17 protein-coding genes are annotated in these 19918 nt (G+C 59.5%); 8 read left to right on the top strand and 9 right to left on the bottom strand.

What is annotated here, in order from left to right:
• Positions 1-24 precede the first annotated feature (24 nt).
• A complete protein-coding gene (truA, locus tag RA27_RS11435; RefSeq protein ID WP_039538761.1) occupies positions 25-792 on the top strand; it encodes a tRNA pseudouridine(38-40) synthase TruA in 768 nt (255 codons plus the stop codon).
• Positions 793-794: 2 nt separating this feature from the next.
• Here truA and RA27_RS11430 read toward each other — a convergent pair whose 3' ends face one another.
• The 5 genes from RA27_RS11430 to RA27_RS11410 form a co-directional block, all read right to left on the bottom strand.
• Entirely contained in the window at positions 795-1745 is a 951-nt protein-coding gene (locus RA27_RS11430; RefSeq protein WP_039538758.1) for a membrane protein, read from the bottom strand.
• Positions 1730-2377 carry a DUF1007 family protein gene (locus tag RA27_RS11425; RefSeq protein ID WP_039538755.1) on the bottom strand — a complete coding sequence of 216 codons (648 nt, stop codon included), beginning with the start codon at positions 2375-2377 and terminating at the stop codon, positions 1730-1732. Before RA27_RS11425 ends, RA27_RS11430 begins: the two co-directional genes overlap by 16 nt.
• Positions 2378-2447: 70 nt before the next feature.
• Positions 2448-3248 carry a thioesterase family protein gene (locus tag RA27_RS11420; protein ID WP_039538753.1) on the bottom strand — a complete coding sequence of 267 codons (801 nt, stop codon included), beginning with the start codon at positions 3246-3248 and terminating at the stop codon, positions 2448-2450.
• 15 nt (positions 3249-3263) lie between these two features.
• Positions 3264-4499, bottom strand: a complete 1236-nt coding sequence (locus RA27_RS11415) for an acyl-CoA dehydrogenase family protein (RefSeq protein ID WP_039538750.1) — start codon at positions 4497-4499, stop codon at positions 3264-3266.
• Between the two features lie 222 nt (positions 4500-4721).
• Positions 4722-5078, bottom strand: coding sequence for a hypothetical protein (locus RA27_RS11410; protein ID WP_039538747.1), 357 nt, complete (start codon positions 5076-5078; stop codon positions 4722-4724).
• A gap of 176 nt (positions 5079-5254) precedes the next feature.
• Here RA27_RS11410 and RA27_RS11405 point away from each other — a divergent pair, with 176 nt between their 5' ends.
• From RA27_RS11405 to RA27_RS11395, 3 genes are all read left to right on the top strand, one after another.
• The gene (locus tag RA27_RS11405) at positions 5255-6088 is read left to right on the top strand and encodes a bifunctional allantoicase/(S)-ureidoglycine aminohydrolase (RefSeq protein ID WP_039538744.1); all 834 of its coding nucleotides are present in this window, start codon (positions 5255-5257) and stop codon (positions 6086-6088) included.
• 91 nt (positions 6089-6179) lie between these two features.
• Positions 6180-6503, top strand: coding sequence for a hypothetical protein (locus RA27_RS11400; protein WP_039538742.1), 324 nt, complete (start codon positions 6180-6182; stop codon positions 6501-6503).
• Between the two features lie 54 nt (positions 6504-6557).
• Positions 6558-7547, top strand: coding sequence for a glyceraldehyde 3-phosphate dehydrogenase NAD-binding domain-containing protein (locus tag RA27_RS11395; protein WP_039538739.1), 990 nt, complete (start codon positions 6558-6560; stop codon positions 7545-7547).
• A gap of 40 nt (positions 7548-7587) precedes the next feature.
• Here RA27_RS11395 and RA27_RS11390 read toward each other — a convergent pair whose 3' ends face one another.
• The 3 genes from RA27_RS11390 to puuE form a co-directional block, all read right to left on the bottom strand.
• Positions 7588-9015, bottom strand: a complete 1428-nt coding sequence (locus tag RA27_RS11390; RefSeq protein ID WP_039538736.1) for a nucleobase:cation symporter-2 family protein — start codon at positions 9013-9015, stop codon at positions 7588-7590.
• A 67-nt stretch (positions 9016-9082) separates the two neighbouring features.
• Entirely contained in the window at positions 9083-9568 is a 486-nt protein-coding gene (locus tag RA27_RS11385) for an ureidoglycolate lyase (protein WP_039538733.1), read from the bottom strand.
• Positions 9565-10983, bottom strand: a complete 1419-nt coding sequence (gene puuE / locus RA27_RS11380; RefSeq protein WP_039538730.1) for an allantoinase PuuE — start codon at positions 10981-10983, stop codon at positions 9565-9567. Before puuE ends, RA27_RS11385 begins: the two co-directional genes overlap by 4 nt.
• A gap of 162 nt (positions 10984-11145) precedes the next feature.
• On the opposite strand from puuE, the gene uraH reads away from it, so the two are divergent.
• Positions 11146-11502, top strand: coding sequence for a hydroxyisourate hydrolase (gene uraH / locus RA27_RS11375; protein WP_039538726.1), 357 nt, complete (start codon positions 11146-11148; stop codon positions 11500-11502).
• Positions 11503-11504: 2 nt separating this feature from the next.
• Here uraH and RA27_RS11370 read toward each other — a convergent pair whose 3' ends face one another.
• Positions 11505-12419, bottom strand: a complete 915-nt coding sequence (locus RA27_RS11370; protein ID WP_039538723.1) for a LysR family transcriptional regulator — start codon at positions 12417-12419, stop codon at positions 11505-11507.
• A gap of 95 nt (positions 12420-12514) precedes the next feature.
• Here RA27_RS11370 and RA27_RS11365 point away from each other — a divergent pair, with 95 nt between their 5' ends.
• The 3 genes from RA27_RS11365 (at position 12515) to RA27_RS11355 (ending at position 19782) form a co-directional block, all read left to right on the top strand.
• Entirely contained in the window at positions 12515-13738 is a 1224-nt protein-coding gene (locus tag RA27_RS11365) for a urate hydroxylase PuuD (RefSeq protein ID WP_039538720.1), read from the top strand.
• A 153-nt stretch (positions 13739-13891) separates the two neighbouring features.
• The gene (locus RA27_RS11360) at positions 13892-15697 is read left to right on the top strand and encodes a BamA/TamA family outer membrane protein (RefSeq protein WP_039538717.1); all 1806 of its coding nucleotides are present in this window, start codon (positions 13892-13894) and stop codon (positions 15695-15697) included.
• A gap of 2 nt (positions 15698-15699) precedes the next feature.
• Complete coding sequence (locus RA27_RS11355; protein WP_039539057.1) at positions 15700-19782, top strand: translocation/assembly module TamB domain-containing protein; 4083 nt, start codon at positions 15700-15702, stop codon at positions 19780-19782.
• Positions 19783-19918: the final 136 nt, after the last annotated feature.

Here is a 19918-nt window from a genome sequence, read left to right as displayed (position 1 = left end):
GGCGCGGCACGTTACCAGCGCCCCATGCCCAGATATGCATTGAAAGTCGAATACCAGGGGGAGCCGTTCGCCGGATGGCAGCGGCAGAAAGAGTTGCCTTCGGTTCAGGGCGCGATCGAACAGGCCCTGTCTCGAATCGAACCCGGAGAGCACACGATCGCTGCCGCCGGCCGCACCGACGCGGGCGTGCACGCGCTGGGGCAAGTGGCGCATTGCGATCTGGCCAAGGAATGGGACCCGTTTCGCCTGTCAGAGGCTTTGAACTATCACCTCAAGCCGCAGCCCGTCGCCATTGTGAAGGCCGCGCGGGTCGATGACGACTGGCACGCGCGCTTTTCGGCACTTGAGCGACAGTATCTGTTCCGTATCCTGATGCGCCGCGCGCCTGCGACCCATGACAAGGGGCAGGTCTGGCAGATCAACCATAATCTGGATGTCGCGGCGATGCAGGCCGGAGCCGATATGCTGATCGGGCGACATGATTTCACGACCTTCCGCTCGTCAATCTGTCAGGCCGCCAGCCCGGTCAAGACACTGGATGAGTTGCGGGTGGAACAGGTTCAGGGCTTCTCGGGGTCCGAAATCCACTTCCACGTACGCGCCCGGTCTTTCCTGCACAATCAGGTGCGCAGCTTCGTCGGCACGTTAGAGCGTGTAGGCGCCGGGGCGTGGACACCAGAAAACGTGCGCTCAGCGCTTGAAGCGGCAGATCGCGCCGCCTGCGGGCCGGTTTGCCCGCCGCAAGGGCTGTATCTGGCGCGGGTTGGGTACCCCGACCCGGTGTTTGACTGAAACTATAGAGCCCGCAGCAGCAGCCCGCTTGCGACCACGGCGATCATGAGACCCGCCATCAATTCGATGGTGGGGGCCAGAACGGACGCAAACCGGGTTGCCGAGACCGAGGTCCGCAACCCGCCCCGCAGTCCAAAGGACGTCCATCCGACCAGAGTTGTGACAGTTGCAGTGCCCAGCGCCATGGCAAAAGCTCCCGCGATGCCGACCATTGCGATGCCCATCTGCCACGTCAGGATCAGCACAAACAAAGCACCGGTACAGGGGCGTGCGGCGATGCCCGCGATCAAAATCAACGCCTCACGCAAACTGCCGACCTGAGCGACCTCTTCTGCGGTTGGACCATGGCGATGGCCACAATCCGAGCAGACCCCGTGGTCGTAACCATGGTCATGGTGGTCGTGATGATGATCATGATCGTGGTGATGGGCGTCATGCGCGGCTGCCACCCTGGCTTTGTGTTGCCGTGCAAAGCTACGGAGCGCGCGAAAGATCAGCCACAAGCCAATCGCGGCAATCGCGCCATAGCTGATCGGCGCCATGACCTGTTCGGTCGTGCCTACCAGTGACTCACGCGACATCTGGAATACCAGTACACCAGCATAAACCAGAATAACCGCCGTAACCGCCTGCCCGAGACTCGACAGGACGCTGATCGCAGACAGCCGCCAGAACGCGACACGGCGGCCTAGCCCGTATCCTCCGATCAGAACCTTGCCATGACCCGGTCCGATGGCATGGAAAAACCCATAAGCGAAACAAACGGTCAGCAGCGTTGCAACGGCCTCGGGTTTCTCGGCGCGTGCCGCGCGCAGGGACCGGGCAATCTGGTTCTGGAACTCTCGCTGTTCCCCCGCCGCCCAAGCAGCTAGATGGTCAAAGCCACCACTGCCCCAAAACCACAGCAGCAACCCGCAAGCGATGGCAACGGGAACGATCAGGTACTTGGACATGAAAGCCGGATCTCGGTCGCGAATTTCTCACCAACCAGCGGGATATCGTTCTCCTCGAGATCGAAATCGGCATCCAGCGACAGCAGAAACGCCTGCATCTGCGCAAGCTCCGCGTCAATATCAGGGTCAGTACGCTCGATATCACATGCGCTTGCGCCCGAGACGACTACGGGCCGATTGACCTCATATGCGGTGTAGAAGGACTCATCAAAGGCTTTGATCGACGCCGCGCTTGCCGGCACCGGGTCACCCTCGATCGCGCGAAGATGGGTGGTCACGATGCGGGCGTCTTCGGTGGTCGCACTTGGTTCAAGTGGCCCGGACAGCGGGACAATTTCATCGCCCACACGAATCACAAGATCACCATTGTAACCTTCGACCCATTGCGCATCGAAGCCCGCGAGAAACTCTTCTTCCGCTGCAGTCAATATGCCGTCTGCGTCCTGATCCAACCGCATATCTTCCAGGACCAGCAGTGAATAGAACTCATCATAGGCCCATGTCACGCGAACATGAGTCAGATTGCCGGCCTCATCCACAATGAACTCCAGCCCGGTGTCGATAAAGACATGCGGGTGAGCCAAAGCCGGTACCGGCAGGTTGCAGATCAGAAAGGTAGCAAGCCAACGCATGGCGCGAAGATAGGGTGCGGAGCAGCCGTCGGCAATCCGGTTGCAAGGAATAACGCAGAAACCAGCCGATTCAGACAGGCGGGAACAGAACCAGCGTCTGCAGCGCCGTCCCGACCGGCCCCTTAGAGTCATAAAGAACCGACTGTGACATACCGATACCGGATGGCTGCCAGTGCGAGATCGATTCGGACGCCAACCAGTCCGAAACGGGCTCTCGGTGAATCTGCACCGTCAGATCCGTGTTCATGAACCCCATTTCCCTGGTCGGCGCATTCCACGAAATACCGTTGCCGCAATCGGCAAGCGGGCAAAGTGCTTGAATCGGCGATGGTTTTTCACCTTCCAGCAAAGGCGGCGTGCGCATCCAGACCGTTTTGGGGCCTGCGCCCTGATTGCCACCTTTGGGATAGGCAATTTCGGAATGGTGGGCGAAACCAGGCAGATCGTGACGCATCTCACCAATCGGGAAGGGGCCGTCGACGACATCATTCAAACAAGGTGCTGGGATTTCGACATTGGGCACTGCGCCGAGGTCCTTGCGCACCATATGCATCGTGGTTGCAGCGGCGCAAAGCGTATCGTCCAGATCATGCACCGTTACCCGCGTTGTCGCCAGCGTCTTGGTGTGGCGCGTGGTCTCGGCCGCGACGCGCAGCCCGGCCAGTGGCAACGGGCGGAGCAAATCAATGGTCAGCCGCGTCAGCATTTTCTCGGGACCAACCTCGGTTTCAGCGGCACGCACGACCAGACCGCTGACAGGCCCTGCATGGCAGTGATGGGCAGACCAAGGCCCTCGGGCCGGATCGTTACCAACAAATACCCCCTGGGCGTTCTGGTGAAAATACGCCTGTTCTTTTATATTCGAAGTCATCGCTTTACCGTCGCCTCAGACCTTTTCCTGCGTATGCTTCTTCAACTCGGCACGCGCCACCTGACGACGGTGTACCGCATCCGGTCCATCGGCCAGTCGCAGGGTGCGCACATGCGTCCAGGCACTTGCCAAAGGTGTATCCTGGCTGATCCCCTGCGCGCCGAACATCTGCACGGCTTCATCGATTACCTTCAATGCGACCCGAGGCGCAACGACCTTGATCTGGCTGATCCACGGCGCCGCCGCACGCGCATCGCCCTGGTCCATGTACCACGCCGCCTTGAGGCACAGCAGCCGGGCCATTTCGATCTCCATCCGGCATTCAGCGATGATGTCAAAATTTGCACCCAGCTGCGCCAGCTTCTTGCCAAACGCTTCGCGCTGCAAGGATCGCTTGCACATCTGTTCAAGCGCTATTTCGGCCTGCCCGATTGCGCGCATACAATGGTGTATGCGCCCCGGACCCAGGCGGCCCTGAGCAATCTCGAAACCACGGCCCTCACCCAGCAGGATATGGTCAGCCGGAACCCGAACATCGGTAAAACGAATATGCATATGCCCGTGGGGCGCGTCATCGTGGCCATAGACTTCCATCGGGCGTAGCACCTCGACTCCCGGAGTGTCGGAAGGCACCACGATCATCGACTGGCGCTGGTGCTTCGGCAGATCGCCCCCACCGGTCTTCACCATCACGATATAGACCTTGCAACGCGGATCACCCGCCCCTGAAGACCACCATTTCTCGCCGTTCAGTATGTAGTCGTCCCCATCCCGCACACAGGACATCGAGATATTGGTGGCATCGGAAGAGGCCACATCCGGCTCGGTCATCAGATAGGCGGACCGGATTCGGCCATCAAGCAGCGGTTTCAGCCATTGCTCTTTCATCGCCTCCGACCCATAGCGCTCGAAGACTTCCATGTTTCCGGTATCGGGCGCTGAACAGTTGAACACCTCAGCCCCCAACGGTGTTTTCCCCATTTCCTCGGCGAAGTATGCGTACTCAACCGTGGACAGTCCGAAACCCTTTTCGCTGTCAGTCAGCCAGAAATTCCATAACCCCTCAGCCCGGGCCCGGGCCTTCAGGCCTTCGAGAATCTCGGCCTGACGATCAGTGTATTGCCAGCGATCCCCCTTGTCGATTTCCGCCTGGTATTCCCCTTCAAGCGGCATGACCTCATCCCGGATCATGTCCGTCACACGCTGCAACAGGGCGCGATTCTCCTCACGCAGTCCGAATGTCATGGTCATGATAGATCCTCTCTGTGGCGTAATAGCCGCCTTTCGCATGGGTCCGAAGATGGCTCAGCAGCCATAACGCTGTCCAGTTGGGTGACGGAACGTCACACAGGCAAAATGAAGCCAGACCGGCGCTTTGGCGGCGCCTGATCAGCTGTGGCGGAAACCATCCGCGGTTTCAGAGTTGATCGGATGCGGCGGTGCGACGCCAACTACCAGTCGGGGTGCTGATCCTTAAGGTGTCAGTATCCAGTTGCCGTCAGCGGTTCTGCAGCGGCGTGTTCTGATGTCACGGGCCTGTTCAGCGCCTGCGGGCTGCACGACGTGCTGCAATATCACACAATTGCCCTGAATACTCTGCACCCGGATCGTGCCTTTTGAACCCGTGTCCTGGTTGAGCCATGCCCTCTCTTGCCCGACGGCGGGCGAGCCCGTCGACAGCAATGCGTTTGATGTGGCGCTCAGCACCTCGAAATCGGCGGGGCTCAACCCCATTTCCGCAATGATTCGGGAAAGCGGTTTGGCCTGAGCGTTTCCGTTCGATCCAAGGAAAAGTGCAGCAACCAGCGCCGTATAAACAAAGGCTTTCATGGGAGGGCCTCACCGATCTGAATTACTTTCACGCCCATAGATATACCTCTAATCCGGTGCGGCCAAGCCCCACATGACCACCTTCAAATTATCCCGAACAAACCTATCGCAAGGCGGGTGCTAGGTCCGCCTGCCCATTCGCCTCATATTGGGAACAGATGAACCAGAGGCATTCAATGACACATCCGAAATACTACGCGCCGACAGGCGGGCTGCCGGGTCAAGAGCAGCTGTTGACCGACCGCGCCATGTTCACCGACGCCTATGCAGTGATTCCGAGGGGCACGATGCGCGACATCGTCACCAGCTTCCTGCCCTTTTGGGAAGGCACGCGCGTGTGGGTTCTGTCGCGGCCTCTGAGTGGATTTGCCGAGACGTTCTCGCAATACATCATGGAGGTTCAGCCCGGTGGTGGCAGTGACGCCCCCGAAACGGACGCCGAGGCACAGGGCGTGATCTTCGTCGTCGAAGGCTCCGTGACCCTGACATTGAACGAAGCCGATCATGTTCTGGAAACCGGAGGGTATGCCTATATCCCGCCCGGCAGTGACTGGACGCTGCACAACCGCGCCGATGCCGTCGCCCGGTTCCATTGGGTGCGCAAAGCCTATCAGGCTGTACCCGGCCTGCCCGCTCCTGATCCGATCATCACCAATGAACGCGACGTGATCCCCTCCGAAATGCCCGGCACCCAGGGCCGCTGGTCCACCACCCGGTTTGCGGACCCGGAGGATCTGCGCCACGACATGCACGTCAACATCGTCAACTTCGAACCCGGCGGCGTAATCCCCTTTGCCGAAACCCACGTGATGGAACACGGTCTTTACGTGCTCGAGGGTAAGGCTGTCTATCGGCTCAATCAGGACTGGGTCGAGGTCGAGGCCGGCGACTATATGTGGCTGCGCGCTTTCTGCCCGCAGGCCTGTTATGCAGGTGGACCGGGGCGGTTTCGCTATCTGCTTTACAAGGATGTGAACCGTCATATGCCTTTGACTCTCTCATCACGATAGGCGGCGATAGTAGTAATCGCTGGCTTGGGGGTTCCCAGAATCGCTGGAATCTGATGAAATCACATGAGTTTTCAGCACTGGAGATTGTTCGATGTTACTGCGCGGAACGATGATTGCACTGGTTGCCACCCTTGGCGTTTCGGCGTTCAACGCCGCACCTGTCGCCGCAGAGGAAGAAACCAAATCCGTTTTTGTCATGAGCCGGACCTGGGCGGTAACGCAGGTCTCGGACGCACCGGTGGTCTACCGGGCCACGCGGGACAACAACAATCTGAACCCCTTTGGCCCTCCACCTCGTCTGCGCACTATCCAGGCCATGGCCGCGATACAGAAAGCAACCGGGTGTAAGGCGATCTATTCCAGCATGTATCAGAACATCTCGGGCCAGTTCTTCTCGCAGGTCAGCTGCGGCTGATATTGGTACAATACTTTCATTGAGGTCGCCTGATCTGCCTGCCATAGCTTGCGCATGAAACTCGCGATCAACGGATTCGGCCGTATCGGCCGCACGATCCTGCGTCAGGTGCTTGGCCTGTCGCAGCATTCAGATATCGAACTGGTGCTGATCAACGATATCGCGCCGCTTGAAACCTGCGCTTATCTGTTCAAGTACGACAGTACCTTTGGTCCCTATCCGGGTTCGGTGGCAACCGAAGACGCTGCGCTGAACATCGGCGGTCGCATCATACCGATGTCTCACAGCGCAGATTTGGCGCAAGTCGACCTGTCAGGCGTGGATGTTATGCTGGACTGCACCGGCATCGCGCGTACATCCGATGTGGCGAGCAGGGGATTTAGCGCCGGGGCGGGCAAAGTGCTGATCTCCGGCCCCTCGCCCGCTGCCGAGGTGACAGTCGTGCTGGGGGCAAACGAAGCTCAATTGGGCAACGCACGGATCGTGTCGAATGCGTCGTGCACCACCAATGGGCTGGCTCCGCTGGTCAAGCTGATCGATGAAATCGGCGGTCTTGTATCCGGTCACATGACGACGATCCATTGCTACACCAACAGCCAGCCGATGGTCGATGCTCCGCGCGGTGATCTGGCCCGCTCGCGCGCGGGAGCACTGTCAATGGTGCCGACGACCTCAAGCGCGACGCATCTGATTGATGTCGTCCTGCCCGATCTGGCGGGTCGAATCTCGGGGGCTGCCCTGCGTGTCCCGACCGCCAGCGTATCTGCCGTCGACCTTGTGGCCACGCTTGGGCGCAGCATGAGCCCTGCGCAGTTTGACCGAGCGCTCCGCGAAGCGGTCGCTGCGTCCGATGTGTTGGGCTGGACCGATCTTCCTCTGGTATCGTCGGACCTGCGGACCCGCCCGGAATCTCTTGTTCTGGCCGGGCCCGAGACGCGCATGATCGGCGAACACCAGGTCAGGGTCTTTGGCTGGTATGACAATGAGTGGGGGTTTTCGGCACGGATGCTGGATGTCGCGCGCCTGATGGCCCAGGCGGAATAATCCGCAGCGCCGCCACGCGCTGCGGATTTGTTCACGAAACTCAATCGTGAGGCAGACTGCCCGCCCCGTGTCCGGCCATCCCACCCGAAACCTCTTCGGTCGATTCTTCGGCCAGTTCCTCAGGCAGAATCAGGTTCAGCACGATTGCAATCAGGGCAGCAGGCAGCAGGCCACTGGTCATCAGAATACGCAAGGTATCCGGCAGGTGCTGAACCGCTCCAGGTTCCAACTGCAGCCCAAGACCAATCGAAAGCGAAATCGCAAAGATCACCATATTGCGGCGGTTCCAACCCACATCCGACAGCATCGAGATACCCGCCGCGACCACCATACCGAACATGACGATCACACCGCCGCCCAGCACCTCGATAGGCACGGTGCGGATGATTGCTCCGACCTTTGGCACGAGCCCGCACAGGATCAGGAACACGGCCCCGCAGGTCACCACATGGCGGCTCATCACGCCGGTCATCGCGATCAAGCCGACATTCTGGCTGAACGACGTATTGGGAAAACCGCCGAACATGCCCGCAAGCGCAGTTCCGAAACCATCGGCGTAGGTCGCGCCCGCGATCTCCTCGTCGGTGGCTTCGCGACCTGCCCCGCCCTTGGTGATCCCCGACACGTCCCCGACGGTTTCGATGGCCGAAACGAAGGACATCAGAGCAAACCCGATCACGGCGGCCAGCGAGAACTCGAACCCATATTTGAACGGCACCGGCAGCGCAAAGGCCGAGGCGCGCGACCAACTTGTGCCAATGGCTTCGAACGTCACCATGCCAACCATCAGGGCATAGACATAGCCGACGGCCAACCCGACCAACACCGCAGAGACCGAAAGCATACCGCGCGCAAAGAACTTGAGCCCCAGAGTCACAACAACCACAACCAGCGCAGCGGACCAATTGAGCAGCGATCCGTATTCCGGGGTGCCAATCGCAGGCACGCCGCCCGCAGAATATTGTATGCCGACCTTGACCAGCGCCAAACCGATCATGGTCACCACCAATCCCGTCACCAGCGGTGGCAACGCAAACCTTATCTTTCCGATGAACAGGCCAAGGAAGGCGTGAAACAAACCACCAATCAGGACGCCGCCAAACAGCGCCGCCAAAGCATCCACACCTTTGCCAGCGACCAGAGGGATCATGACGGGAAGGAACGCAAAACTCGTTCCCTGTACAATCGGTAACGCAGCACCCACCGGGCCTAGCGTCACAGTCTGCAGCAGGGTCGCAAGACCCGCAAACAGCATCGACATCTGGATCAGGTAGAGCAGTTCAGGAAAATCCGGGGAATTCGAGCCAAATCCAAACCCGGCTGCACCGGCCACGATGATGGCCGGGGTCACGTTTGAAACGAACATCGCCAGAACGTGCTGAATGCCCAGCGGTATCGCCTTGTGCAGGGCGGGTGTGTAATTCGGGTCCCGAAGCTGTTCGGGCGTCCCTATCGAAGTTTCAGCCATGATCTCAATGTCCTCCCTAAGATCCAATGGGGGTCTTGCCGCTTCTCTGGCGGCTTCGGTTCTGGTTTCAGCGATCGACCACCTCGTACGGTGTGCTGAACCAGTGTTCTTCCAGATTCGGGCCTTCCCCGATCCGATCAACAACCGCGAACAGGCCGGGGGCGTACAAAGGTGTCAGAACCCCGTGCCATGTGCCCCGGTGATAGTTCACTGCCTGTCCGGGATGAGTGATGAATGCGCATGGCCGCCCCGGTTGTCCCTCTTCATCCGGGGCGACGATCACCAGGAAAGACTGATGGGTCATCGGGATGAAAGCCTGACTGCCATCGGGATGACGCTCGACCATCTCCAGCAGGTATGGCAATTCGCGTGGATTGGCATTGAACAGGCTGATACCGGCGTCCGCATCACCAAAATCCATCCTGGCTCGGTCATGGTACCGCCCGCACTGGCCCTGATTGATGATCTTGTCAGGCGCGCCCGAGATATCGATCAGATCACCAAAGGGCGCGAAGGCTTCGGTCGAGATCGGTTCAGCGACAATCCGGGTCATGAGGGCAGCACATCGCGCAAACGAAACTCGGCGATCCGCTCGACCTGTTTGCAGGCTTCGGAAAATTCCGTATCGCGATCCTGTTCGATGCGCCGCTGGAATGCACCAAGGATCGAAGCTTTGTTGTGGTCCCGCACTGCAATGATGAACGGAAAGCCGAATTTGTCAGTGTAGCGCTGGTTCAGATCGGTGAAGGTGGCGCGTTCCTCATCCGTCAGCGCATCCAGCCCTGCCGAGGCTTGCTCGGATGTGCTTTCCTGTGTCAGCCGCTTGGCCTGTGCCAGTTTACCGGCCAGATCGGGGTGAGCTGTCAAAACCCCCAACCGTTCTTCGGCTGAGGCGGATCGGAACATGCGGGTCAAAGCATTGTGCAAGCCGCCCGCGGTATCATGCGCCGCACCCAATTCCAGATCATAGGCACGCTCGGCGATCCAAGCGGAATGCTCGAAAATCCCTCCATACGCAGACACAAATTCATCGCGCCCCATCCGCGAGGGTTTTGGACGCACAACCGATGGGTGCGTTTCGGCCCAATGCTCCGCAATCTGCAAACGCGTTGCGAACCATACATCCGAGAACCCGCGCGCGTAATCCAGAAACCGTTTCAACGCCATGACCCGCCCCGGACGCCCGATCAGGCGGCAGTGCAGGCCGATCGACAGCATTTTGGGCGCGCCAGCTTCACCTTCTGCATAAAGCGCATCGAAGCTGTCTTTCAGGTAGGAATAGAATTGATCCCCGGCGTTGAACCCCTGCGGCGTGGCAAAGCGCATATCGTTGCAGTCCAGCGTATAAGGAACGATCAACTGATCCCGCCCACCGGCCGGCATCCAGTACGGAAGATCGTCTGCATAGGTGTCCGCGACATAGGCAAAGCCACCTTCCTCGGCGACCAGTCGCACGGTGTTGTCCGAACAACGCCCGGTGTACCAACCGCGCGGGCGTTCTCCTACGACCTCGGTATGAAGGCGGATCGCCTCGTCGATCTGGGCTCGCTCTTGTTCTACGGGCATGTCCTTGTGCTCGACCCATTTCAGGCCATGGCTGGCGATCTCCCACCCGGCCGATTTCATCGCCGCCACCTGATCCGGTGAACGCGCCAGCGCTGTGGCCACGCCATAAACGGTGATCGGCAGATCTTTCATCAACCGATGCAGGCGCCAGAACCCCGCCCGCGCCCCGTATTCGTAGATCGATTCCATGCTCCAGTGACGCTGGCCAGGCCATTGCGCCGCGCCCACGATCTCGGACAAGAACGCCTCGGACGCGGCATCCCCGTGCAGAATACAGTTTTCGCCGCCCTCTTCGTAATTCAGCACGATCTGCACAGCCAGTTTTGCCCCGCCGGGCCATGCGGCATCAGGCGGGTTGGCTCCGTATCCGATCATATCACGGGGGTAACGAGGCGGCTGCATAGGGTCTTCCAGTCCGTTAGGTGTTTTGACAGGTTTACCCCAGAAACACTCCTTTGATTATCAAATCAATCCGAACACTGTTTCCGGTTCTTTCGGCATTTCAACCGTTTTGCGGTTTGTCCCAGACTGTGGCACACCGAAGCAAACACATAGGAGAGACCCTTGGCTGGCTATCTGACGACCCACGTTCTGGACACGGCGCGCGGCTGCCCCGCCGAAGGTCTGAAAATCGCACTTTATGCGGTGTCTGGAAACTCTCATCGCAAACTGGTCGAGATGGAAACCAACGCGGATGGCCGAACCAACAGTCCGATCCTGCCGCAGGACGACTTCAAGACCGGCACATATGAATTGATCTTTTTTGCCGGAGATTACCTGCGCGCAACGGGTCAGGACGGTGATGACCCACTGTTTCTGGATCAGGTTCCGATCCGCTTTGGCATGTCCGACCCGGATGCCCATTACCATGTGCCGCTGCTTCTATCCCCTTATGGGTATTCGACCTATCGGGGCAGCTAGGCCTAGATTTCGGCGCTGCGGACCACCTTGCCGATGCGGTCAATCATGAAGTCCATAAACAGCCGCGCCTTGGGGTCCTGATGGCGGCGATGGGTGTACAAACAGGCCATCTGTACCGGAACCGGAGGCGTTTGCGTCGCCACCGGGATCAGCAGTCCTGCTTTCAGGTGTTCGGACACCTCGAAAACAGGTTTCATGGCAATCCCCTGCCCAGACAACGCCCAATCGGTCAGCACGTCGCCATCGTCACACTCATAACGGCCCGAAACAGCGAACCGTTTCGGGCCATCAGATGTTTCCAGCATCCACTGAAACTCTGCCGCGCCGGGGAAGCGCAGGTTCAGACACTCGTGCTTGCCTGAAATCAGGTCGGTCCCAGATTCGGGCATCCCACATCGACTCACGTAATCCGGGGCCGCGCAGAGCACGCGCTGGCAATCCGCGATCTTACGGATGCGCAGAGTGCTGTCCTCGGGCTGGCCAATGAAAAAGGCCAGATCCAGCCCTTCGGTAGTCAAATCGACCGAGCGGTCCGTCAACCTGAGCCGTACATCGATCTCAGGGTATTCCGACAGAAAATCGGGCACGTGAGGCGCCAGCAACCGGCGCCCGACCCCCAACGGCGCGGCCACAAACAGCGATCCGCGGGGCGCTTCGGTCAAATGCGTGACCTGCGCCTCGGCCTCATCCACCGCATCCAGAACTGCGACTGCACCGGGATAAAACGCCCGCCCCTGCTCGGTCGGGGTCAGGTTGCGCGTGGTCCGTTGAAACAGGCGCACCCCCAAATGATCCTCAAGCTGCGAAATCCGCGCCGATGTCACCGCAGGTGAGATTCGCATATCGCGCCCGGCGGCTGACATACTGCCCAGATCATAAACCCGTACAAAGGTGCGAATGTTGTCGAGATAGGACATCTTATCGTTTTTTTTGATACAGTTTGACAATATACGGGAATACCGAAGAAAAGCCCGTTTGCCTAGTGTGGCGCAACGCAATCGGAGACATTAGCATGTACGACTTCGCCGTGTTCTGGGATTGGATTGGTTTTGGCGTGCGCTGGCTGCATGTCATCACTGCGATCGCCTGGATCGGATCATCCTTCTATTTCATCGCGCTGGACCTTGGCCTGAACCGCGACATCCCCGGCCCGGCGGACGGCGAGGAATGGCAGGTCCACGGCGGCGGATTCTACCACATCCAGAAATATCTTGTTGCGCCCGAACGGATGCCCGACCACCTGACCTGGTTCAAATGGGAAAGCTATGCCACATGGCTCAGCGGCGCTGCACTGCTGATGATCGTCTATTGGGTCGGCGGAGAGCTGTATCTGATCGACGCCCAAAAGGCCGATCTGGCGCTGTGGCAAGGCATCCTGATCTCGGCTGCCTCGCTGACTGTCGGTTGGTTGGCCTATGACTTCCTGTGCAAATCGGGGCTCGGCGAACGCCCGACACTGCTGATGGTTCTGCTGTTCGTCCTGCTGGTGGCGATGGGCTGGGGTTATAACCAGATCTTCACCGGCCGCGCGATGATGCTGCATCTGGGGGCGTTCACGGCCACGATCATGACCGCGAACGTGTTCTTCATCATCATGCCAAACCAACGCATTGTGGTGGATGATCTCAAAAACGGACGTACACCTGACCCGAAGTACGGCAAGATCGCCAAGCTGCGTTCGACCCACAACAATTATCTGACCTTGCCCGTCGTATTCCTGATGCTGTCGAACCACTACCCGCTGGCTTTCGCGACCAAGTATAACTGGATCATCGCCGCACTGGTCTTCCTCATGGGTGTCACCATCCGGCACTATTTCAACACCCGCCACGCGCGCGCCGGCAACCCAACCTGGACATGGGCCGTAACCGCCCTGCTGTTCCTTGCTATCATGTGGCTGTCGACCGCCTCGATGCACGACCCGCTGGAAGAGGCCGAAGCGCAGCAGCTCACGCCCTATGAACAGAAATTCGCAGCCGCGGAAGGCTTTGAAGAAGCGCACGATGTCGTGCTGGGCCGCTGTTCCATGTGCCACGCGCGCGAGCCTGTTTGGGAAGGTATCCTTTGGGCGCCCAAGGGCGTCTTGCTGGAAACCGAGGCCGACATTGCGCAGAATGCGCAGCAGATTTACCTGCAATCCGGCGTCACCCACGCAATGCCGCCTGCGAACGTGACGTATATGGAGCCCGAAGATCGGGAGGCGATTGTCCGCTGGTTCCGAAATGCCGGTCTCTAGCGGATTGGCACTTGTGGCGGTCAATAAAAGCGACTGAGCCTTGTTTAGTTCTTCCCCTAAGCGCCGTCAGATGCTCTAAATGAATTCAACACGCCGCATTCGTATTGGATCGCGGCGATAGCGATTTCGACTTGGGGCAGTTGGAGCCAGACAATGACAGGGAGCAGACCGCGCAGCGTTCTGAGATGCTGGCTCTATGGCGTACTGATTGCCCTCGCTCCCAATCTCGCAAATGCTTTGGAAACCACCCTGTCCGCACCCGGCGCCTCGAAGGACCTCGTGGACCGGCTGGAAGAAACGTCTTCCGTCTTCACCTCGGAATCGCGGGGCCTTGATACGTCGCTGGAAATCCTGTCAGCAGCTCTGTCCGACTACCGAACCATCGTTCAGATCATGTATGATGAAGGCTATTTCAGCCCCGTCGTCAGTATCAAACTGGACGGTCAGGAAGCCGCCAATATCAACTCCCTGAACGTCCCGGCACAGTTCAGACGGGCAACGATCCTTGTGACACCGGGACGAAAGTTCAAATTCGGCACGGCGATCGTGCAACCGCTGGCCCCGGGCACCGAACTGCCTGAAGAATTCGCCACGGGCAAGACTGCGACCACAGGGGCGATCCAACAAGCAGCCTCGGCCGGGGTGCAGGGCTGGCGCGACACCGGCCATGCCAAGGCGGAAGTGGCAGATCAAACGGTGATCGCGCGCCATGCCCAGGCACGGCTGGACGCGACGATTGATCTGGCCCCCGGCCCGAGGCTGAGATTCGGCAAGATGATCATTCAGGGCGACACCAATGTCCGCCACCGCTCAATCGAAAAAATCGCAGGTTTCCCGTCAGGCGAGGTGTATTCGCCGGAACAGGTGCAAAAGGTCGGCACACGGCTGCGACGCACCGGCACGTTCAGCACCGTCGCGCTTAAGGAGCATGACGAACCGAACCCGGATGGCACGCTGGATTTCGACGCGACGTTTGAGGACCTGCCACCGCGCCGGCTGACCTTCGGTGCCGAAATCGCATCGCGCGATGGGGTGGACGTTACAGCCACATGGACCCATCGAAACGTGTTCAGGCGGGCTGAGCGGCTGAGGTTCGAGGCCGCGATCCGCAACATCGGCGGCGCCGAGGATATCGACGGGCGCATTGGCCTGCGCCTGGACCAACCCGACCGTCTGGGACCCGATGACAATACATTCTGGAGCGCCCTGCTGGAGCGGCGCAATACCGAGAACTACAATGTTTCGGTCGCCTCGCTTGCTTATGGTGCCCGCCGTACATTCTCGGACCGTCTTTATGCCGAAGCCTCGGCAGGGTTCCAATGGTCGGACGCGGATGACGCCTATGGCAACGGGCGCAAGTTCCGGTACTTTATCATTCCTTTCCGGTCCGAGTGGGATGAGCGTGACAGTAAAGTCAGCGCCACGCGGGGGTACTATCTGGATTCACAGCTGATGCCCTTCGTGGGATTCTCGGGTTCGGACACCGGCTTTCGAATGTTCTTTGACGGGCGCGCCTATAATGATCTGGGCACGGCCGGTCGGCTGGTGCTGGCAGGGCGCGTGCAACTGGGATCGGTCATCGGACCGCCTGCGGATGGCGTTACCCCGGACTTTCTGTTTTTCTCGGGCGGCGCGGGAACGGTGCGCGGTCAGCCGTATGAAAGCCTCGGCATCCCCGTCGGAGATGGCGTCGCCGGGGGGAAATCGTTCCTGGGCCTGTCAGCCGAAGTACGCGGACGTGTAACCGATGCCATCTCGTTAGTCGGGTTCTACGATTACGGAGTGGTCGACACGTCCTCGTTCATCGGCAGCGGTTCGCAAGAGCATTCTGGCGCGGGGCTTGGAATCCGGTATGATCTGGGAGGCTTCGGCCCCTTGCGTTTTGACCTTGCGGTGCCGGTTCAGGGCGACACCGGCGACGGGCTTCAATTTTACCTCGGGATCGGGCAGGCATTCTGATGATGCGTCGCGTTGCATATCCACTGTTGCTAAGCTCGGCAGCGATGATCGCACCAATTGCGGCGGTCGCTCAGGACGAGGGCGGCAGCATGATCGAACGGTTCCTGCAGGATACCCTTTCAGGCGATGACCAGAATGTCCGGGTGATCGGGCTGGAAGGTGCCTTAAGTTCCCGCGCGACCATTCAGGAAATCACCGTTGCCGATGACGAGGGCGTCTGGCTGACCATCAAAAATGCCGAACTGGATTGGAACAGGCTGGCGCTGCTGCGTGGCAGGTTCTCGGTCAATACACTTTCGGCGCAGGAAATCGACGTTGCCCGCGCTCCGGGCACAACAACCAAGGATACACCTCCCCCATCGGCTGAGACCCAGCCCTTTCAACTGCCCGAGCTTCCGGTTTCCATCGAAATCGGTGAACTTCGGGTCGATGATCTGTCTCTGGGCAAACCGCTGATCGGCGTCGCTGCCGATCTTGCCGTAAACGGCAACATTTCACTGGCTGACGGAACGCTGGATACTACGCTGGATATCGACCGGCTGGACCGCGCGGGGGATACGATTGACCTCAAGGCAGGCTTTCAGAACGACAGCCGACAGATCGATCTGGATCTGACCGTCTCGGAAGCGTCCGGCGGATTGATCGCGACCGCATTGTCCATCCCCGATGCTCCGCCTCTCGAACTGACAGCGAAAGGCTCGGGTCCTGTAACGGATTTCAATGCCGATATAGGGCTTAGCAGTGATCAGCAACTTCGCGTGTCCGGGCAGGTTCAACTGCGCACCGCCGAAGAGAACGGCACTGCATCGGACGGCATCGCCTTTACCGCTGATCTCGGGGGCGACCTGACACCGTTTCTGGCCGAAGAGATGGACACATTCTTTGGCGCCGACACCCAACTACTGGTGGACGGGCGCACCTATTCCGACGGCGCGCTGGATATTTCGAATATCGAGGTCACATCCGAGGCGCTGGAACTCAAAAGCGAGTTGACCCTTGCGTCGGGTGGAGTGTTGCAGCTGGTCGCCCTGCAGGGTCGCATAGCGCCGCCGGACGGTAACACCGTTGTCCTGCCCATCAGCGGAGGAGACACCTCCATTGGCGCGGCACAGATTTCAGCATTGTTCAACGCTGCAAACGGTAACCTCTGGGACCTGAGTCTGACCACGAGCAATATTGAGACCCCCAACCTGAACCTGGATCACGCAAGGATCAGCGGGCAAGGCACGCTGGACCAGTCCGGTGGTTTGTCGATGGAAGGCGATGTGCAGGCTGTTCTGGATGGTGTCGATTTGACCGACGCAGCATTGAATGCTGCCGTCGGGGATCAGATCACGCTGGACGGGCAGTTCGACTATGGCAAAGACCAGTTACTGCAACTTTCCGGGTTCGAACTGGTCGGCAGCGATTACACCCTCGGGGCCGATGCGGTCGTCAGTGGGCTTGCTACCGGATTGCAGGTTGATGGCGAGGCAGTATTGCAGGCGAATGAACTGTCGCGGTTCTCTGATCTGGCCAAACTCAAGCTTGGCGGTGAGGCTTCGATCCGTGTCGAAGGTAAGGGCTCACCGCTGGAACGCAGTTTTGATGGCAAGGTGGCGGTGAATGGGCGCGATCTCGTAACCGGGCGCGACGATATTGATCCCATGATCACCGGCGAGACCGAGATCGTTTTGGATGCCAAACGCGGCACCGACGGAGTGACCGTTCGCGCATTCACCATCAATGGCGATGCATTGACGGCACAAGCCAGCGGCACGGTCACGACTCCTAATGGCGATCTGACCATTGATGGTCAGGCCAGCGTCAATGCCCCCGATCTGGCGGTGTTTTCCGGCATCGCCAAGCGTGATTTGGCGGGCGCATTGCAAGCCCGTCTGAATGGCAAAGGCACCGTCCAGACGCTGGAATTCGACGGTCAGGCCAGCGTGATCGGGACAAGTATCCAAACCGGCATGACCGAGTTCGATCCGCTTCTGAAAGGTCGCATATCGATCAATCTGGATGGTGCACATTCAGGCGATCAGATCGTCATCCGAAATGCCACCGTGAAAAGCGCCGCTCTGACCGCCCAGGTCGGGGCGACGATCGATTATCCGACCGACAATATTGCAGTCGATGGAAGCGCCAGTTTGAACGCGCCGGACTTGTCTTTGTTCTCGGGCCTGGCGGGGCGGGGTCTGGCCGGTGCGGTCAAGGCAGACCTCTCAGGCCGCGCGGCGCAGGGAAGCAAGACATTTGACGTCAAAGGCAATCTGAGCGCAGATGATCTTGGAACAGGGATCAAAGCAGTCGATGCGCTGGTTGAAGGACGAACAACGCTAAACGTGGATGCGGAGAACGATGATCAGGGCTTGAACATCCGCACGTTCCAACTGAACGGCACCGCACTGACCGCAAATGCCTCGGGCCGCCTGGACCGCGACGCAGGAGGTCTGGATTTCTCGGCGATGCTGGACAATGTCGGTCGTCTTTCATCCACGCTGTCCGGGCCGCTCAAACTGGAGGGCAACGTCGCGCCAACCGGATCGGGCCTGGAGGGCAATGCGCGCCTGTTGGGTCCTGACAGCTCTTACGCCAATCTCACCGGATCGGTTGACACCAATGGCACGGCCGATCTTGACTTTGAGGCGCGCCTCAACCGGATCGAGCGCGTCGTGCCCGAATTCCCGGGAACCATCTCCGCGTCCGGCACCGCCCGCCGTGACGCAGGCAAGTGGACAATCGACGCCAAGGCAGACGGCCCGGCTCAGATCAACGGTACCGTCTCCGGTACGTTTGACGAAGACAATGGCGAGGCGGATCTCAAGATGCAGGGCGGCGTCAATATTGGCATCGCGAACGCCTTTATCTCACCCAACAATCTGGAAGGCACGGCCCGGTTCGATCTGGCCCTGAAAGGGGCGCCTGCACTGGGTGCGCTCAGCGGGACCGTTTCAACATCCGGCGCATCGATGGCTTTGCCGGACGTGGGGCAAACGATCACCGGTATCGGAGGCTCGGTCAATATCGCGCAAAGCCGCGCCACGATTTCGCTGCAAGGCGGGCTGCGCGCCGGCGGAGGTTTCACCGTCAACGGTCCCGTTGATCTGACCCCGCCCTTCAACGCCCAGATCACCACCGCGCTCAACAATCTCGTCCTTACTGATAAACTGCTCTACGAAACCACATTAAATGGTCAGATCGCTTTGACCGGAGCATTGGCGGGCAACAGTTCCCTGGCCGGTCAGATCACCTTTGGTGAGACCAACATCAACCTCGCCGCCGCTGCCGGGGCGGTTGGCGCGGCACCGATACCCGTGATCGAGCATCTCGATGAAAGCCGTGCTGGGTTCGTCACACGGGAACGCGCCAATCTGGTGGAGTCCGAAGACGAGGTCAAAAGCAATTCGCGCATGGCACTGGATATCGGCTTGCTTGCACCCAAGGCGGTTTTTGTGCGGGGCCGTGGTGTCAACGCTGAGCTGGGCGGACGCATTCAGATCGGCGGAACCACAACATCCGTCATACCGTCGGGCCAGATCGAATTGATCCGGGGCAATATCGACATCCTGGGTCGCCGCCTTGCCCTGACCAAAGGTCTGGTGACCCTGCAGGGCGACCTGACCCCCTATATCGAGTTCGAATCCTCGACCAGCACCTCAGACGGCACCGCGACGATCGAAATCGCCGGACCGCTGGACTCGCCCGAGGTCGACGTATTCTCTGACCCGGAGCGCCCGACCGAAGAAGCCCTGGCCATGCTGCTTTTCGGCAACCGCTTCTCTGAACTTTCGCCCTTTGTCATCGCACAGATGGCGGCGTCTCTTGCCCAGCTCAGCGGTGCGGGCGGGGACGCAACCAAAGGTGTGCGCGAGGCGACCGGACTGGATACCATCGACGTGGGAGCGACCGAGGGGGGCGCCGGCCGGTTGGGGGCGGGCGCCTATCTGAGCGACAATCTCTACACCGATTTCACCGTCAATACCGAGGGCGATACCGAGGTGAACCTGAACCTCGACGTCACTGACAGCTTCACGGTACGCGGTACGGTGGACGGCCGCGGCGAGACGGGTCTCGGCATCTTTTTCGAACGCGACTACTGATCACGAAAAAAGACAACTCCCAAAAGCAAGCCTCTTACCGGAGGATTCGCTGATTGTGTTTCCGGCGCTGCCACGATCAGCGAAGCCTTAATGTCAGTTTCGAGCCCTAAGTTCAAATTTCTGCACCGTGCATCAA

The organism is Ruegeria sp. ANG-R, from assembly GCF_000813985.1.
GTDB lineage: Bacteria > Pseudomonadota > Alphaproteobacteria > Rhodobacterales > Rhodobacteraceae > Ruegeria.
The sequence above is the reverse complement of the archived record's forward strand: the minus strand, read 5'-3'. Positions and strand labels throughout refer to the sequence as shown.

Bases quoted from the DNA above. Each gene is read 5' to 3' on its own strand.
- truA (WP_039538761.1), top strand. From the start codon at position 25: ATGCCCAGATATGCATTGAAAGTCGAATACCAGGGGGAGCCGTTCGCC.
- RA27_RS11430 (WP_039538758.1), bottom strand. From the start codon at position 1,745: ATGTCCAAGTACCTGATCGTTCCCGTTGCCATCGCTTGCGGGTTGCTG.
- RA27_RS11425 (WP_039538755.1), bottom strand. From the start codon at position 2,377: ATGCGTTGGCTTGCTACCTTTCTGATCTGCAACCTGCCGGTACCGGCT.
- RA27_RS11420 (WP_039538753.1), bottom strand. From the start codon at position 3,248: ATGACTTCGAATATAAAAGAACAGGCGTATTTTCACCAGAACGCCCAG.
- RA27_RS11415 (WP_039538750.1), bottom strand. From the start codon at position 4,499: ATGACCATGACATTCGGACTGCGTGAGGAGAATCGCGCCCTGTTGCAG.
- RA27_RS11410 (WP_039538747.1), bottom strand. From the start codon at position 5,078: ATGAAAGCCTTTGTTTATACGGCGCTGGTTGCTGCACTTTTCCTTGGA.
- RA27_RS11405 (WP_039538744.1), top strand. From the start codon at position 5,255: ATGACACATCCGAAATACTACGCGCCGACAGGCGGGCTGCCGGGTCAA.
- RA27_RS11400 (WP_039538742.1), top strand. From the start codon at position 6,180: ATGTTACTGCGCGGAACGATGATTGCACTGGTTGCCACCCTTGGCGTT.
- RA27_RS11395 (WP_039538739.1), top strand. From the start codon at position 6,558: ATGAAACTCGCGATCAACGGATTCGGCCGTATCGGCCGCACGATCCTG.
- RA27_RS11390 (WP_039538736.1), bottom strand. From the start codon at position 9,015: ATGGCTGAAACTTCGATAGGGACGCCCGAACAGCTTCGGGACCCGAAT.
- RA27_RS11385 (WP_039538733.1), bottom strand. From the start codon at position 9,568: ATGACCCGGATTGTCGCTGAACCGATCTCGACCGAAGCCTTCGCGCCC.
- puuE (WP_039538730.1), bottom strand. From the start codon at position 10,983: ATGCAGCCGCCTCGTTACCCCCGTGATATGATCGGATACGGAGCCAAC.
- RA27_RS11370 (WP_039538723.1), bottom strand. From the start codon at position 12,419: ATGTCCTATCTCGACAACATTCGCACCTTTGTACGGGTTTATGATCTG.
- RA27_RS11365 (WP_039538720.1), top strand. From the start codon at position 12,515: ATGTACGACTTCGCCGTGTTCTGGGATTGGATTGGTTTTGGCGTGCGC.
- RA27_RS11360 (WP_039538717.1), top strand. From the start codon at position 13,892: ATGACAGGGAGCAGACCGCGCAGCGTTCTGAGATGCTGGCTCTATGGC.
- RA27_RS11355 (WP_039539057.1), top strand. From the start codon at position 15,700: ATGCGTCGCGTTGCATATCCACTGTTGCTAAGCTCGGCAGCGATGATC.